Raw genomic sequence first — 17084 nt, 5'->3', positions numbered from 1 at the left:
CTGGGATTACAGCGCCGCAACGGTCGCTCATTCGGATTTCATCGCCATCAGGTCGCTGACCCGCGCCACCAGCGTGTCGACGGCAAACGGCTTGGTCAGCACCTGCATGTCCGGGCCCAATTGACCGGCACCAATCACCGCGTTTTCTGCGTACCCGGTAATGAACAGGGTCTTCAGATTCTGGCGGATTTCCCGGCCGGCATCGGCCAGTTGCCGACCATTCATGCCACCCGGCAAGCCGACGTCGGTGATCAGCAAGTCGATGTGTATGTCCGAGCGCAACATCTTCAGCCCGACCACACTGTCAGCGGCCTCTATCAAGGTGTAGCCGAGATCGCCGAGCACGTCAGTCAGCAGCGCACGCACCGTAGGCTCGTCGTCCACCACCAGAATTGTCTCGCCAGACTTGGGCAAGGCTGCCGGCGTGTTGTCCTTGTGATCCTGATTCGGCACAGGCTCGCCATGGTAGCGCGGCAGATAAATGCACATCTCCGTGCCTTGGCCAACCTGCGAATGCACGCGCACCTGGCCACCGGACTGCTTGGCGAAACCGTAGATCATCGACAGCCCCAACCCGGTGCCCTGGCCCAGCGGTTTGGTGGTGAAGAACGGGTCGAAGGCTTTGGCGATCACATCGGCAGTCATGCCGGTGCCGGTATCGGTCACGCACAGGCACAGGTATTCGCCCTCGGGCATGTCCAGGGTGCGCGCCGTCTCGCAGTCCAGCGCACGGTTGGCCGTTTCGATGGTGATGCGCCCGCCATCGGGCATCGCATCGCGCGCGTTGATGCACAGGTTGAGCAGGGCGTTCTCCAATTGGCTGGCGTCCACCAGCGTTGGCCAGAGCCCCGGTGCGGCGCGGGTTTCCAGAACGATGCTGGGGCCGACCGTACGCTGGATCAACTCGGTCATGCCGGTCATCAGCGTGTTCACGTCGGTCGGCCGCGGATCGAGGGTCTGGCGTCTGGAAAACGCCAGCAGACGGTGGGTCAGGGCGGCGGCTCGCTTCACCGCGCCCTGGGCGGTCACCATGTATTTGTCGACCTCATTCAGCCGGCCCTGTCTGATGCGCGCGCCCATCAACTCCAGCGCACCGGAAATGCCGGCCAGCAAATTATTGAAGTCATGCGCCAGGCCCCCGGTCAGTTGGCCGACGGCTTCCATTTTCTGCGACTGACGCAGCTTCTCTTCGGCCTGCATCAACTCTGCGGTGCGCGATGACACGCGCTGCTCCAGCGTATCGTTGAGCGCGCGCAACGCGGCGATGGCGCGGTCGCGCTCCGCTTCGACATTGCGCCGTTCCTCGACATCGATCAGCACGCCGGGAAAGCGCAGCGGCGTTCCATCATCGGCACATTCAACACGGCCGTTGGCCTCGATCCACTGATATCTGCCGTCTGTGCGGCGCACACGGTACTGGTGGGAGTAGGCGCCACCACGGCCGATGGCTTCGTTGATCGCGGTGGTCAGTCCATCCTGGTCTTCGGGATGCACGGTCACCATGACTTGTTCGAGGCTGAGGCCTTCGCGGCCCAGCGCCGGGTCGAGGTCAAACACCCGGGCGAATGCTTCGTCCACGGCAAAGCGGTCGGTGAGCAGGTCCCAGTGCCAGGTGCCGATGATCGCACCGGCAGCGAGCGCCAGTTGCACACGCTCGACGTTCTCCCGCGCCAGCGCTTCACTGGCTCGCAAGCGCTCCTCGGCGTCGCGCCGCTGGGTGACGTCGTTGAACAGGATCGCAATTTGCCGGTCGGCCGGATCGCCGACCCGTACCGCGCGCACGTCGAACCAGCGTTCGAAGGTGTTGGCGTAATTTTCGAAGTTCGCCGGCTCTCCGGTTTTGGCCACATGGCCGTAGGTTTCGAACCAGAAGCTTTCCAGATTGGGCGCGAACTCGGTCACCCATTTGCCGCGCAGGTTGACCCCGCACTGGTGTTCGAACGCCGGGTTGGCTTCGACGAAGTAGTAATCGACGGGTTTATCGTCAGCGTCGAATTTGACCTTGACGATGGCGAACGCCGATTCGATGGTTTCCAGAATGGTGATGAAGCGAGCCTCGCTGCGGGCGAGCGCATCCCGACTGGCTTGCAGTTGCGCCGCCATGTCGCGATCGAGGTCAACGTCCTGGGTGTCGACCTGAGTGCTCTGAAGCGCCGCGCGCAATCGCCTTACCTCTGACTCAAGCGCTTCGCGACTAAGGTGTTCAAGGGTATCCATGTGACCTGCTTTATTGAATGTTCAGGGACTGGCTTCATAGAGCGCGTGGGCACAACGCGAGCAGTGAACGTCGCGCTCGCAGGGGACTTGAGCGCCGATCATTCGTTGACCGGGCGCGCTGTGCTTAAGTTTCACCACCCGCGCATACGAGCGCTCATTTCAGATCGATTCGCCGTTATCCAGGCGCGCCAACAGGTTCTGCCCGCGTTGCCACAGCGCCTCCTGTCTGGCTGGCGGCATGCGGTCGAGGTTCTTGTACATCATCGCCATGCGTTGATTGCCGCGCAGTTGTTCGCCGTGGCGCATCAGAAAGTGCCAGTACAACGCATTGAACGGGCAGGCATTGTCCGCGGTACTTTCGCTGACCTTGTAGGCGCAGCTTCGGCAGTAGTCGGACATGCGATTGATGTATTGGCCACTGGCGCAATAGGGTTTGGAACCGAGGTAACCGCCATCGGCATGCATGACCATACCCAGCGTGTTCGGCAGCTCGACCCAGTCGAAGGCGTCCATATAGATCGCCAGATACCACTCACAGATATGGCTCGGCGCGATGCCGGCGAGCAGGGCAAAATTACCGGTGACCATCAGCCGCTGGATGTGATGCGCGTAGGCGTGCTGCAGACTCTGGCCGATGGCCTGGCGCATGCAGTTCATCTGCGTCGCACCGGTCCAGTAGAACTCGGGCAGTGGCCGGTCGTTGCCGAATACATTGCCCAGTGCGTAGTCTGGCATTTTCAGCCAGTACACGCCGCGCACATATTCCCGCCAGCCGATCAGTTGCCGAATGAAGCCTTCGGCGGCATTCAGGGCAATCCTGCCGGCCCAATAGGCCGACTCGACGTCGCTGCACAACTCCCGCAAATCCAGCAGGCCAATATTGAGCGCAGCGCTGATGCGCGCGTGAAACAGGAACGGTTCGTCACTGGCCATGGCGTCCTGATAGTCGCCGAATCCTGCCAGGCCATAGTCCAGAAAATACTCCCACAGCGCCTGCGCGTCGGCGTGGGTGACCGGGTAGTTGAAGTCGTCGAGTGCGCCATAGTGCTGACTGAAGCGTGCCCTCACCAGGGCGAGCACGTCGCGGGTGATCGCGTCATTACCGAAACGGATCGGGTAGGGGGCTTTCACGCCTTTGGGCAGGGCCTTGCGATTCTCCGCATCGAAATTCCACGCACCACCCACCGGCGTACCGTCGCCATTGAGCAGCAAGCGACTCTTGCGGCGCATCTCGCGATAGAAGAACTCCATGCGCAACTGCTTTTTGCCGGCGGCCCAGGCGGCGAACTCGGCGCGACTGCACAGAAAACGCGTATCGGCGTGCCAATGGAGGGGCAAGCCACAGTCCCTGATCGATTGCTCCAGGCGCCAATCCCCGCACTCGGTGACGTGCACTTCCTCGACCTGCAACCGCTGTTGCCAGCGGCGTAATTCCCCCGGCACCGAGCCGCTGTTGTGCGGATCATCCAGGGTCACGTATTCGACACGAACACCCTGGTCTCGCAGTGTCTGAGCGAAATGGCGCATGGCACTGAAGATCAGGGCGATTTTTTGTGGATGGTGCGGCACATGGCTGGCTTCTTCCATGACCTCGACCAGCAGCACGCTGTCGCGCTCGCTATCGAGTGTCTGTAAGGAAGCCAGGTCGAAGGACAACTGATCGCCCAGCACCAGGCACAACCGACGGTTCTGGTTCATTCACAGTATCCGTTTCATAACGCTGTGGTCAGCGAAAACGGAATCCGCAGCTCTTCGACGGGCCCGCTATCACGCCCGCACATTTCGTCGTGCACGCATTGCTGCACCAGCACGCAGGGGAATGCCGGCACAGTCTGAAGCAGGTCACGCAGATGGGTGATCGAGCGCAAGTGCATCGGTTTGGCCGCATCGTCGAGCAAGGTGAACTGGCCGTGATCCAGGCGGATGCGGGCCAGATAAAAACCACCTTCGAGTGACAGCAGCTCCAGCTCACGTATTTCGCTGTTGGCCGCACGTTCGGTCAGGGTTTGCAGATTCATGCTTCACTCCTTGCCTATCAATTGAGCACTGTTCATTGATTTTCTCCCGCGCCCTGGCGACGGAAGAACAAGGTCACCTGACCGACTTCAACACCGAGTTTGGACATGCTGGTGCGGTTGATCAGCGTGTCCTCGTCCATCTGGTACATCCAGTCGTCCATGCTCATTTCATAAGTTGAGCCATCAACCGGCAGATTCAGGCGATAACGCCAGTGCAGCGCATTGCCGGCGACCTGACCTGTGGCGACGCCCACCACATCACCCGCACGCCCGCTCCAGCGTCCCTGGCCCTCGGGCGTCAGGGTCCAGACGCGGCGTTGGCGCGTGCCGTCGCTGTACAGGAAGCGCTCATCGAGAATCAGGTTGTCGCCCTCACGATGGCTGACGATGTTGACCTCAAAGCGCTTGACCACTTCCCCGGAGCGCTTCTGAAACATCCCCCAGGCTTTCACGGGTTTGCTGAAAAAGCGTTGCAGATCCAGCGCCGGTTGCTGATCGGCATAGTGGCTGACATCCACGCTGCCGCAGCTTGCAACGCCGAGTACCAGAGCCAGTAAGAGCACAAGTCGGGCCATTGCCGTTCTCCCTGAGTGCACAGGTATGGGGGTGAAGTTGGGAATATCGTGCTTGTACAGTGGATTTATCGTGTACAGGTTTATCGCGCCTGTCGAAGGTCGGAAATCAACTTCGCCGCCCGATCAATTGCAGGAACTCCTGACGCGTCGTGGAGCTGTCGCGAAAAGCACCGAGCATCACCGAGGAGGTCATGATCGAATTCTGCTTTTCGACGCCGCGCATCATCATGCACATGTGCCTGGCTTCAATGACCACGGCCACGCCAGAGGCATCGGTGATCTGCTGAATCGCCTCGGCGATTTGCCGGGTGAGGTTTTCCTGGATCTGCAGACGGCGGGCGAACATGTCCACCACGCGCGCTACTTTCGACAGTCCCAGCACCCTGCCGGTGGGGATGTACGCCACGTGTGCCTTGCCGATGAAAGGCAGCATATGGTGCTCGCACAAGGAATAGAGCTCGATGTCACTGACGATGACCATCTCATCGCTTTGCGATTCGAACAGGGCACCGTTGGTGACGTCTTCCAGGCTCATCGAGTAGCCGTTGCACAGATACTGCATCGCTTTGGCCGCACGTTTGGGTGTGTCGAGCAGACCTTCGCGTTCGGGATTTTCACCGACACCGACGAGGATTTCGCGGTAATGGTTGGCTAGTAGTGGGTTCATTCAGGGTGCTCGCGGCAGTGCTGTGCGTGGGGGCCAATCCGTAGCGAAAGAGTTGTACGTAAAGAAGTGCTTTGTATAGGTTTTATTCAAGATAGGCTGAAAAAATAAACCTGACAATCAATCGGCAATCTTTTTTGTGCAGATGCGAAAACGTCGCAGCGCAGCGCGCGAGGTTGCAGATGTAGCGGGGGAGAAGAGGAAGCGCTCCCGGTGAGTGGGAGCGCTGTGCGAATTCGCGGAATTATTCGCTGTAGGTTGGGTAATCCACATAGCCTTCGGCATTGCCGCCGTAGACTGTCGCAGGATTCAGTGGATTGAGCGGCCAGTCATTGGCGATGCGCGCCGGCAGGTCCGGGTTGGCCATGAACGGACGGCCGAAAGCCACCAGATCAGCCAGTCCCGATTCAAGCAACTGCGCACCGGAGTCAGCGTTGTAACGCCCGGCGTAGATGATCGCGCCACTGAAGGTATCGCGCACTGCACGGCGGAAGGTTTGCGGCATCGCGGGCGCGTCGTCCCAGTCCGCTTCAGCGATGGACAGGTAGGCAATGCCCACATCCTCAAGCACTTTGATCGCTTCGATGTAAGTGGTATGCGGGTCCTCTTCGACCATGCCCAGATAGGTGCGCGCTTCATCGGTGGTGGTGAACAGCGGCGCGAAACGCACGCCGACTTTCTCTTTACCGATGCACTCGGCGACACCCGACACCACTTCGCGCAGAAAGCGCAGGCGATTGTGCAGCGAGCCACCGTATTGATCGGTGCGCACATTGCTGTGGGCAGAAATGAACTGGTTCACCAGATAGCCATTGGCGCAGTGCAGTTCGATCCCGTCGAAGCCGGCGTCCATCGCATTGCGCGCCGCCTGTATATAGAGCTGAACCAGTTCCTGGACTTCATCGGTGCTCAGTGCTCGCGGCGCGGATGGCGTAACCAGTTCGCCGGTGCCCGGCGCAGTTTCGATGAACACGCTGACCCGTTCGGTGGCGATGGCAGACGCTGAAACCGGGGCCGCGCCACCGGGTTGCAGCGCGGTGTGGGACACACGGCCGACGTGCCAAAGCTGGGCGAAAATCACGCCGCCCTGTGCATGCACCGCTTCGGTGACTGTGCGCCATCCGGCAATTTGCTCAAGGGTGTGAATGCCGGGAGTCCAGGCGTAGCCCTGACCGCGGGGCTCGATCTGCGTGCCTTCGGTGACCAGCAGACCGGCGCCGGCGCGTTGCTGGTAATACTCGGCCATCAATGTGTTGGCGACATTGCCCGGTTGTGTGCTGCGCTGGCGGGTGAGGGGCGGCAGGACGATGCGGTTCTTCAGGGTGTGCAGGCCCAGTGTGACGGGGGTGAAGTAAGGGCTGTTTTTCATGTGATTCCTGTTTTGGCCTTATTAGACCAGTCGACTAGTAATGCGGTAAAAAAAACACCGTGCGGGATGCGCACGGTGTCTGGACGCTGGAGGGTTCAGGCCAACAGCTTCAGCAGTTTTTCGGCGACGGCTGCCGAGCTGGCAGGGTTTTGACCCGTCACCAGTTGGCCATCGGTCACCACGTGAACCTGCCAGTCAGCGACCTTGGAGTAGCGGCCGCCGAGACGCTGGAATTCGTCTTCGATCAGGAACGGCACGACATCGGTCAGGCCTACAGCGGCTTCTTCAGCGTTGGTGAAACCGGTGACGTCCCGGCCTTGAATCAACGGCTTGCCATCGGCAGCCACCACGCGACGCAGAACGCCCGGCGCATGGCAGACGAAACCGTGAGGTTTGTTGCTGCGGTCGAACGCTTCGATCAGCGCAATCGAGTGTTTGTCATCGGCCAGATCCCACAGTGGGCCATGGCCACCGGGATAAAACACGGCATCGAAATCGTCAGCGCTGACATCCGCCAGGCGCCCGGTATTAGCCAGCGCCTGCTGAGCAGCGGGGTCTTGGCGGAAGCGGTCGGTTTCAGCGGTTTGCGCATCGGGCTCATCGCTTTTCGGATCGAGCGGTGGCTGGCCGCCGGCTGGCGATACCAGAGTGATCTGCGCGCCGGCATCCTTGAAGGCGTAATAGGGGGCCGCGAACTCTTCGAGCCAGAAGCCGGTTTTCTTGCCGGTGTTGCCGAGCTGATCGTGGGAAGTCAGAACCATCAAGATTTTCATAGAGCGCCCTGTATTGGTCTGGTGTCCTCGACGGGTTCGTCTGCGACACCTCGGAAGGAGTGACGGGCACAGAATAGATTCATATTAGACCGGTCGTCTAGTAATTTTTTACGCCCGTGTTTCCGCGCCATCACTGTGGCAAACTCCTGCTCATCAGAAATATACGACTGGTCTAATGTTTGGTATTTTGCGCCCCATGAAACCGACCTACGACGATACCCGCCAACACCTGCTCGACACCGGCCACCGCATGATGGCCGAAAAGGGCTTCACCAGCGTTGGCCTGAGCGAGATCCTGCAGACCGCCGGTGTGCCCAAGGGCTCGTTCTATCACTACTTCAAATCCAAGGAACTCTACGGCCAGGCGCTGCTGGAGGATTACTTTGTCGGCTACCTGGCAGATATGGAGCGACGCCTGACTCTGCCTGGGCTCAGTGCCTATGAGCGGCTGATGGATTACTGGCAGGGCTGGCAGAACCGCTGCACCCTGGAAGGCCATGGTGATGAATGCCTGGTGGTCAAGTTGAGCGCGGAAGTCGCCGACCTGTCCGAGTCGATGCGCCTGACCTTGCGCGACGGCGCCGAGCGCATCGTTGCGCGCATCACGACGTGCCTGGAAGAAGGGCAGTTGGATAAAAGTTTGCCGCAGACCGACGCTCGGCAACTGGCAGAAACGCTCTATCAACTGTGGTTGGGGGCGAGTTTATTGAACAAACTGCAGCGCACGGGGCAGTCGTTGCAGACGTCGATGGTGATCACGAAGCGGCTGTTGCAGCGCTGAAAACACCCACGACCCTTTCATATCGAGTACTTTTGCAAGCATCCGGCATCAGGATTTGGAGAACTTCATGCGTGACATTATCGACGGCTTTCTGCGCTTTCAACGTGAGGTATATCCGCAACGTGTCGAGCTGTTCAAGCAACTCGCGACCTCACAAAATCCGAAGGCGTTATTCGTTACTTGCTCGGACAGTCGTGTAGTGCCTGAGCTTCTTACACAGCGCGAACCCGGTGAACTATTCGTGATCCGCAACGCCGGTAACATTGTACCGTCGTACGGTCCCGAACCAGGTGGCGTGTCGGCTACCGTCGAATATGCAGTCGCCGTGCTCGGCGTACAGGACATCGTGATCTGCGGGCACTCGGACTGCGGAGCGATGGGCGCGATATCGCGCTGCACCTGTCTGGATCATCTTCCTGCGGTCGCCAATTGGCTGCGTCACGCGGACGCTGCGAAAGCGATCAACGCGGCGCATGAATTCGACACACCGCGCGCGAAGCTCGATGGTCTGGTCCGGGAAAATGTGATCGCGCAATTGGCGAACCTGCGCACGCATCCCTCCGTGGCCCTCGCGCTCGAGCAAGGGCGCATGAATCTGCACGGATGGGTCTACGACATCGAGGCGGGGTGCATCGATGCGCTGGATGGTTCAACCCGACGCTTTGTTCCCCTGGCTGATTCGCCGACTACCGTGGCGATCACTGCGCGTAACGGCAAGCAGATGTAACGGCTGGCCTCATCTGAAATCGCCAGACTTGTGACCTTATTCCTGTATGGTCACAAGTTGTCAGCCCGCCATAGGATGAGTAAGCTGCTGTCATGAATCAGCTATCAATATCTGCCTCCTCGCCAAACACTCGTGGCCCGGCCGAGCACGACATTCGTGACCAGATTGTCGCCGCTGCCAATGAACACTTCAGCCAGTATGGCTACGCGAAAACCACGGTTTCCGACCTGGCCAAGGCCATTGGTTTTTCCAAGGCGTACATCTATAAATTTTTTGACTCGAAACAGGCGATTGGCGAGGCCATTTGCGCCAATTGTCTGGGGCAAATCGTTGCAGCCGTCGAACAGGCCGTTAACGAAGAATCTCTTTCGGCGACCGAGCGTTTGCGCAGATTGGTAAAAACCGTCATTGCCACGGGTGTGAACCTGTTCTTCAACGACCGCAAGCTTTATGACATCGCGGCGTTTTCCGCTTCGGAGCGTTGGCACAGTGCCCAGGTGTATGAAGCACAGATCAAAGACTTTATTGTCGACATCGTGCGGCAAGGACGAGAAGCGGGGGAGTTCGAGCGCAAGACTCCACTGGACGAGACTGTCGAGGCGATCGATCTGGCGCTGCGACCTTTCGTCAACCCCTTGCTGTTGCAGCACAATCTGGATTTCATCGAGCAAGCGCCCACGCTGACCTCCAACCTCATCCTGCGCAGCCTCATGCCCTGACTGTCGCTGGGCAAATCTGTCAGTCGATTCGAGTCAAAACCACATCTCCCACATGACGTTTCCCGTTCCCGGCCGATGAGTGCCGGGAGGGCGCAACATTTCGCTCTTCGTGACCATTGACTGAATTGGTCACATGGATAATATGGCTTCGCTGTAGTTCGATGTTCTATTCCAGTGATCTCCATAGAGTCCCGATAATGAAAAAAACAATGCTCAAGAGCCCCGTGGGCCTGGCCGTCGTGCTTGCGTCTTCCAATGTGCTGGCCGGTGGCTTTGCACTCAACGAACAAAGCATCAGCGGGATGGGGTCCGGGTTTGCCGGGCGATCTTCATCGGCCGAAGACGCCAGTACGATCTACGGCAACCCGGCGGGCATGGCGCGACTTAAGCAAGAGCAGGTCAGCGTGGGGGCGGCGACATTGTTCGCCAAGTCCGATATCAGCCGGACTCGCAGTACGTTCGGGGGCAAGGAGGATGGCGACATGGTGCCCACGACCACCATACCGATGGGCTATTACGTCAAACCCATCGATGAGCACTGGGCATTCGGCGTCGGGTTTTATGTACCTTTCGGGTTGATCACCGACTACGGCAGTGGGTTTGCCGGACGCTATTACGCCAACAAGAGCGAAGTCACCACGCTGACTTTCCAACCGACCATCAGCTACGCCTTTAACGAAAAAGTCTCGATCGGTTTCGGTCCGACCATCAACCGTATCGGTGGAGAGATATCGGGCATGGTGCCCAATCCATTAACTCCTGGGCGCAATGACGGCAAGCTCAAAAGCACGGGTGATGACACCGCGCTGGGCTTCAACGCCGGTGTGCTGGTGCAGGCGACAGATCAGACCCGCCTGGGGCTGACTTATCACTCCAAAGTCAGTTACCACCTGGATGCGAAAACCAAGGTCACCGATGGCATCTTCAGCGTGCTGGGCGTCAGCGGCCGCAGTTATGACGCATCGCTGGATGTGGATACGCCGGAGTCGGTAGATTTTTCGGCCACGCATCAATTCAATAACGACTGGACGCTCTATGTCGGTAGCACCTGGACGCGCTGGAGTCGCTTCAAGGAGCTGACGATCGAAAACAGCGGCCTGCCGCCGTTGCTGAGCGGTCAATTGGGGACGATCAGCGAAGAGCAGAACTGGCATGACACGTGGGCACACGCCATCGGTGCTGCCTATCAATTGAATGGCCAGTGGGTGTTGCGAAGCGGGTTTTCGGTAGATCAATCACCCGCCAACAATACCAATCGCGGCCCCCGTATTCCTACGGGCGATCGAAAGGTTATCAGCTTCGGTGCGGGCTGGACGCCGGTGGAAAATGTCACCATCGACTTCGCTTACTCCTATCTCTGGGAGGAGAGCGTGAAGATCAACGACACCTCGTCATCCAGAGGTGCCTACAGTGCCAGGTACAAGAACAGTGCGAGCGGGCTCGGTACGTCTGTCAGCTACCGTTTTTAGCTGAGGGCTGTACTCACAATGTGGGGCCGGGAGTGCGTGCTGCCTCCCGACCCCACACGCGCAAGGGCATGTTGATCGGGCCGATTCTCGCAGAGAGGTTGGCCCTTTTTTGTAGGTCAAACCCCCATGACTTTGGCCATCAGGCTCTGATGGAAATGCCGTGGCGTGGCCCACGTCAAAACCGCGATCGACCTTTTGCTGCGTACTGTCGAGCCAAATTCTTTGCAAAGCTGGCGAGCTTCATCGCGACGCAACAGGCCGGGTTTCGGGAACTTGCCAGCCGCCGCCGAGCGCTTTGAATGCCGCGACCGCAGCCCGCGCCGATTCTGTCCGCGCTTGCGCACGGGCATCTGAAGCCTGGAGCAGCGTTTCGTCGGCGTGGAGCACATCAATCAGGCTCGCGGTGCCTTTTCCATAGGCAATAAAAGACGCTTGGCGAGCCTGGGTCAGAGAAGCCTCGCCTCCCGCGAGCGTGGTGGCCTGAAGGTTGCGGTTCACCAGGGCGGAGAAGGCATTCTCGACATCCTCAGTGGCGCGTAACACCGACTGACGATAAGCGGCCAGCGCTTCGGCTTCCTGTCCTTTGGCCTGATCGATCTGCGCGTTTATCCGGCCTACGTCAAAAAGTCTCCAGCGCAACCCAAGGACCGCCGCCGACTGACTGGAGCCACCGGTGAACAGATTGCCGCCGGAAACAGCCGTGGCGCTACCGAGCAATGCGCTGAGCGAAAGTTTCGGGTAGTACTCGGCAATCGCCACGCCGATGCGTGCATTGGAGGCTGCCAGGCGGCGCTCGGCGACGATCAGATCCGGCCGGCGACGCAGCAGATCGGCCGGCGTTCCCGAGGCGTTTATCGGCGGCACAACAGGAATGCTCGCCGTACCGGCCAGTTGCGTGCGGTGAGTCCCCGGCGGGGTGCCGAGCATCACGTCGAGCGCATTCATGGCGGCATCCAGGCCGGTCTGCAGCACTGGCACGCTCGCCTGAACTTGCGCCAGCGCGCCCTCAGTCTGTTGAACCTGATAGCGGGCAGCGAGGCCCTTGCCGTAGAGCAGGCGGACTTTCTCCAGCAGTCCCTGCTGGGTTTCGACTTGGCGGTTGGCAATCTCCAGTCGCGCCTGCAACCCACGGAGGGTGATGTAGATATCGGCCGTCTGCGCTGCAATGGCCAGGCGTGTGGCGGTCGCGCCCGCCTCGGAGGCCTGGTATTCGGCGAGTGCGGCTTCGCGCTCGCGTCTCAACCCGCCAAAGACATCAATCTCCCAGCCGGCATTGAGGTTGAGCTCGTAGGAACTTCCGTAGCGATCATAGCCAGGCGTTGAGTTCAGCACCTGGCCGAGCGGCGTCTCGACGGATTGATAGGCGCGTGCGGCTTGGCCATCAATGCTCCCCGAGGGCAACAGAGCGGCATTTGCGGCCCCCAATCCTGCCCGTGCCTGTGTGACCCGAGCCGCTGCTTGTGCCAGATCGAGGTTCTGTTCCAGCGCCTGGGTGACGAAATCGGTCAACACGGGATCGTTAAAACTCTCCCACCAGTTGACCAGCCGGGCCGGCGCCGTTGCCGGCGTCTGTTCGGCTGCTGGCTGACTCAGGTAACGATCGGGAAGCGCGAGGGCAGGCCGTTGATAGTCGGGACCGACCGCGCAGCCTGCCATCAAACTGGCGGCCACCAAAAGCGTGATAGGGCGAACAGGAGGCATTAAGGTACCTGCGACGAAGATGATAAGTGACCATATTAAATTACGGTCACGGCTTTAAGGTCAACGATATCTTATCCGTATGCGCCATCCACTGAAAATGTGTGACCGTTGACATTATTGGTCACCTTAATGAAAATGCCGGCATGTCCTATTCTTGAGTAACGGAACCTATGCGCCGGCCTCTAGCTGTACCGATTGCCGTTTGTCTGTTGCCGCTCGTCCTGACGGCGTGTGGCGACTCATCCGTCGTTGACGATCCTCGCACGCATGCCCCGTTGGTGAGGTCCGCTGCGGTTTCGGCGGCGTCCGAGGCTTCACGTGCTTTCACGGGTGTCGTGATCGCCCGCGTCGAGGCTGACCTTGGCTTTCGGGTCTCGGGCAAAATACTCGAGCGCCTGGTTGACACAGGCCAGACGGTCAAACGAGGTCAACCACTGATGCGTCTCGACCCGATTGATCTCGGGCTGCAGGCGCGGGCGCAGCAAGAGTCGGTCATGGCCGCTCGGGCGCGAGCCATACAGACCGCGGATGACGAGGCCCGGTATCGCGACCTGGTCGCCGCCGGCGCCATCTCGGCCTCGGCCTACGATCAGATCAAAGCCGCCGCAGATACCGCCAAAGCTCAGTTGAGCGCTGCGCAAGCGCAGGCTGACGTCGCTCGCAATGCGTCCGGTTATGCGCTGTTGCTTGCTGATTCCGATGGCGTGGTGGTGGAGACGCTGGCCGAGCCAGGACAAGTGGTGAGCCCCGGGCAAGCCGTGGTTCGACTGGCGCGGGCAGGGCAGCGCGAAGCCATCGTGCACCTGCCCGAGACGCTACGTCCGGCGGCAGGTTCGACCGCGCAGGCCACACTTTATGGCAACACCTCGGGTGCCGTGACAGCCAGGCTGCGGCTGCTGTCTGATTCGGCCGATCGCATGACGCGCACCTTTGAGGCGCGGTATGTGCTGGAGGGCGCGCTGGCCAATGCGCCGCTCGGTTCGACCGTTACGCTGCAGATCGCTGGCAGCCGCGCAAATGCACAGGTGTTGCAGGTGCCGCTGGCGGCGGTTTATGACCCAGGCAAAGGCCTCGGCCTCTGGGTGATTGCTGGCAACCCGGCCAAGGTGAACTGGCGGCCTGTGCAGATATTGGGCGTGAGCGATGACATTGCGCGTGTCGACGGTGAACTCAAGGTCGGTGAGCAAGTTGTCGCTTTAGGCGCACATCTTCTGCGCGAGGGGGAGGAGGTGAGACTGGCTCAACAGGCTGACGTCCAGGTTGCCGGGAGCCGTCCATGAGCCAGGGGCGTTTCAATCTTTCGGCGCTTGCCGTTCGCGAGCGTTCGATCACGGTGTTCCTGATCTTCCTGATCGGTGTTGCCGGGATCCTCGCGTTTTTCCAGCTCGGGCGCGCGGAAGACCCGCCGTTTACGGTCAAGCAGCTGACGGTCATCACGGCGTGGCCGGGCGCGACCGCGCAGGAAATGCAGGACCAGGTCGCCGAGCCGCTGGAAAAACGCCTGCAAGAGTTGAAATGGTACGACCGCACGGAAACCTACACTCGTCCGGGTCTGGCCTTCACCGTGGTGACACTGCTTGATCGTACACCGCCCTCCCAAGTGCAGGAGGAGTTCTACCAGGCGCGCAAAAAACTCGACGATGAGTCGATCAGGCTACCGGCCGGCGTGATTGGCCCGATGGTCAACGATGAGTTTGCAGATGTGACCTTTGCGTTGTTTGCCTTGAAAGCCAAAGGCGAGCCGCAGCGCCTGCTGGTACGTGATGCCGAATCGCTGCGCCAGCGCCTGTTGCATGTGCCAGGCGTGAAAAAGGTCAACATCATTGGTGAGCAGAGCGAGCGCATCTTTGTCTCTTTCTCCCATGATCGGCTGGCCACACTGGGGGTGACCCCGCAGGATATTTTTGCCGCGCTGAACAATCAGAACGTGCTGACGCCGGCCGGCTCGATTGAAACCAAGGGGCCAGAAGTCTTCCTGCGTCTCGATGGCGCCTTCGACAAGTTGCAGAAGATTCGTGACACACCGCTGGCGATTCAGGGACGTACCTTGAAGCTCTCGGACGTTGCGACGGTCGAGCGGGGTTACGAAGATCCGGCCACCTTCCTTGTGCGTAACAATGGTGAGGAAGCGCTGTTATTGGGTGTGGTGATGCGCGAGGGCTGGAACGGCCTGGACCTGGGCAAGGCACTGGACGTGGAGACCACCCGGATCAACGAAGGCATGCCACTGGGCATGACACTCAGCAAGGTCACCGATCAGTCGGTGAATATCAGTTCAGCCGTCGACGAGTTCATGATCAAGTTCTTCGTCGCCTTGCTGGTGGTGATGCTGGTGTGCTTTCTCAGCATGGGCTGGCACGTCGGTATTGTCGTAGCCGCAGCGGTGCCACTGACGCTCGCCGTGGTGTTTGTGGTGATGGCGGCAACGGGCAAGAACTTTGACCGGATCACCTTGGGGTCGCTGATCCTGGCGCTTGGACTGCTGGTGGACGACGCCATCATTGCGATCGAGATGATGGTGGTGAAAATGGAGGAGGGCTACGACCGCATCAAAGCGTCCGCGTATGCCTGGAGTCACACTGCCGCACCGATGCTTTCCGGCACGCTGGTGACCGCTATCGGCTTTCTGCCTAACGGCTTCGCGCAATCGACCGCTGGCGAGTACACCAGCAACATGTTCTGGATCGTAGGCATTGCCCTGATTGCCTCATGGGTGGTTGCGGTGGCCTTTACCCCCTATCTGGGCGTGAAGCTGTTGCCGGACATCAAACAGGTCGAAGGTGGTCACGCGGCCATTTACAACACGCCCAACTACAACCGCTTCCGCCGGATCTTGACGCGCGTCATCGCCCGCAAATGGCTGGTCGCCGGTACCGTTATCGCAACGTTTGTCCTGGCCGTTGTCGGCATGAGCCTGGTCAAGAAGCAGTTCTTCCCCACCTCGGACCGTCCCGAAGTGTTGATCGAAGTGCAAATGCCCTATGGAACCTCCATCGAGCAGACGAGTATCACCACCGCCAAAGTCGAGGCCTGGCTGCAAAAGCAGCAGGAAGCAAAAATCGTCACGGCCTATATCGGACAGGGTGCGCCGCGTTTCTACCTGGCCATGGCGCCGGAACTGCCTGATCCGTCATTCGCGAAGATTGTGGTGTTGACGCAGAGTCAGGAGGCACGGGAAGTCCTCAAGCTCCGTCTGCGCGAGGCCGTCGCCGAAGGGCTGGCTCCAGAAGCGCGGGTCAGGGTGACGCAGTTGGTGTTTGGTCCGTATTCACCGTTTCCTGTCGCTTACCGGGTGATGGGGCCCGATCCCTCGACATTGCGTGAGATTGCCGCTCAGGTGCAGACGGTGATGCAGGCGAGCCCCTTGATGCGAACCGTCAATACTGACTGGGGACCGCTGACACCCGCGCTGCATTTCACCCTGGATCAGGACCGCTTGCAGGCGGTGGGGCTGACCTCCAGTGCGGTCGCGCAGCAGTTGCAGTTTCTGCTTGCCGGGGTACCGATCACGGCCGTTCGTGAGGACATCCGTTCGGTACAAGTGATCGGGCGAGCGGCGGGGGATATCCGGCTCGACCCTGCAAAAATACAAGGTTTCACGCTGGTGGGCACGGCGGGCCAGCGGATTCCGCTGTCGCAAGTGGGGACAGTGGATGTGCGCATGGAGGATCCCGTCCTTCGGCGTCGTGACCGCACGCCGACCATTACTGTACGCGGCGACATTGCCGAAGGCTTGCAGCCTCCGGACGTTTCAGGCGTGATCACGAAGGCGCTGCAGCCGGTCATCGACACGCTGCCGGAAGGCTATCGCATCGAGCAATCGGGGGCGATCGAAGAGTCGGGCAAGGCCGGGCAAGCGATCTTGCCACTGCTGCCGATCATGATCGCCGTCACACTGCTGATCATCATTCTGCAGGTGCGTTCGGTATCGGCAATGATCATGGTGTTCCTCACCTCGCCGCTCGGGCTGATTGGTGTGGTGCCGACACTGCTGCTCTTCCAGCAGCCGTTCGGTATCAACGCCTTGGTCGGGTTGATCGCCCTTGTCAGGATTTCCAAATTAACGGACAC

13 protein-coding genes and 1 pseudogene are annotated in these 17084 nt (G+C 59.9%); 6 read left to right on the top strand and 8 right to left on the bottom strand.

The features are described from left to right. Positions 1 to 27: 27 nt before the first annotated feature. From JN524_RS01330 to JN524_RS01300, 7 genes are all read right to left on the bottom strand, one after another. Positions 28 to 2217: an ATP-binding protein gene (locus tag JN524_RS01330; protein ID WP_202368199.1), complete on the bottom strand. Its 2190-nt coding sequence runs from the start codon at positions 2215 to 2217 to the stop codon at positions 28 to 30. A gap of 159 nt (positions 2218 to 2376) precedes the next feature. Continuing rightward, a complete protein-coding gene (locus tag JN524_RS01325; RefSeq protein WP_202368198.1) occupies positions 2377 to 3915 on the bottom strand; it encodes a cryptochrome/photolyase family protein in 1539 nt (512 codons plus the stop codon). Positions 3916 to 3929: 14 nt separating this feature from the next. Next, positions 3930 to 4235, bottom strand: coding sequence for a DUF6482 family protein (locus JN524_RS01320; protein WP_183779726.1), 306 nt, complete (start codon positions 4233 to 4235; stop codon positions 3930 to 3932). A 32-nt stretch (positions 4236 to 4267) separates the two neighbouring features. Next, on the bottom strand, positions 4268 to 4810 hold the full coding sequence (locus JN524_RS01315; RefSeq protein ID WP_202368197.1) for a DUF3833 domain-containing protein: 543 nt from the start codon (positions 4808 to 4810) through the stop codon (positions 4268 to 4270). 106 nt (positions 4811 to 4916) lie between these two features. After that, positions 4917 to 5477, bottom strand: coding sequence for a GTP cyclohydrolase I FolE (folE, locus tag JN524_RS01310; RefSeq protein ID WP_202368196.1), 561 nt, complete (start codon positions 5475 to 5477; stop codon positions 4917 to 4919). A 241-nt stretch (positions 5478 to 5718) separates the two neighbouring features. Beyond that, a complete protein-coding gene (locus JN524_RS01305; RefSeq protein ID WP_202368195.1) occupies positions 5719 to 6843 on the bottom strand; it encodes an alkene reductase in 1125 nt (374 codons plus the stop codon). A gap of 95 nt (positions 6844 to 6938) precedes the next feature. Beyond that, entirely contained in the window at positions 6939 to 7616 is a 678-nt protein-coding gene (locus tag JN524_RS01300) for a type 1 glutamine amidotransferase domain-containing protein (RefSeq protein ID WP_202368194.1), read from the bottom strand. 196 nt (positions 7617 to 7812) lie between these two features. On the opposite strand from JN524_RS01300, the gene JN524_RS01295 reads away from it, so the two are divergent. From JN524_RS01295 to JN524_RS01280, 4 genes are all read left to right on the top strand, one after another. Beyond that, a complete protein-coding gene (locus JN524_RS01295; protein WP_202368193.1) occupies positions 7813 to 8397 on the top strand; it encodes a TetR/AcrR family transcriptional regulator in 585 nt (194 codons plus the stop codon). A 67-nt stretch (positions 8398 to 8464) separates the two neighbouring features. Next, positions 8465 to 9124: a carbonic anhydrase gene (locus JN524_RS01290; protein ID WP_027611791.1), complete on the top strand. Its 660-nt coding sequence runs from the start codon at positions 8465 to 8467 to the stop codon at positions 9122 to 9124. A gap of 92 nt (positions 9125 to 9216) precedes the next feature. After that, the gene (locus tag JN524_RS01285) at positions 9217 to 9843 is read left to right on the top strand and encodes a TetR/AcrR family transcriptional regulator (protein ID WP_097089798.1); all 627 of its coding nucleotides are present in this window, start codon (positions 9217 to 9219) and stop codon (positions 9841 to 9843) included. A 197-nt stretch (positions 9844 to 10040) separates the two neighbouring features. Then, entirely contained in the window at positions 10041 to 11312 is a 1272-nt protein-coding gene (locus JN524_RS01280; protein WP_202368192.1) for an OmpP1/FadL family transporter, read from the top strand. A gap of 240 nt (positions 11313 to 11552) precedes the next feature. Here JN524_RS01280 and JN524_RS01275 read toward each other — a convergent pair whose 3' ends face one another. Next, a complete protein-coding gene (locus tag JN524_RS01275) occupies positions 11553 to 13013 on the bottom strand; it encodes an efflux transporter outer membrane subunit (protein WP_202368191.1) in 1461 nt (486 codons plus the stop codon). A 170-nt stretch (positions 13014 to 13183) separates the two neighbouring features. On the opposite strand from JN524_RS01275, the gene JN524_RS01270 reads away from it, so the two are divergent. Beyond that, complete coding sequence (locus tag JN524_RS01270) at positions 13184 to 14293, top strand: efflux RND transporter periplasmic adaptor subunit (protein WP_202368190.1); 1110 nt, start codon at positions 13184 to 13186, stop codon at positions 14291 to 14293. After that, a pseudogene (locus tag JN524_RS01265) lies at positions 14290 to 17061 on the top strand (efflux RND transporter permease subunit); the annotation flags it as partial. The gene JN524_RS01270 and the pseudogene JN524_RS01265, both read left to right, overlap by 4 nt. Positions 17062 to 17084 lie beyond the last annotated feature (23 nt).

It is taken from the genome of Pseudomonas sp. MWU318, assembly GCF_016756945.1.
GTDB classification, from domain to species: domain Bacteria; phylum Pseudomonadota; class Gammaproteobacteria; order Pseudomonadales; family Pseudomonadaceae; genus Aquipseudomonas; species Aquipseudomonas putida_A.
Note: the sequence above shows the minus strand (reverse complement) of the source record. Positions and strands in the feature narration are given on the sequence as shown.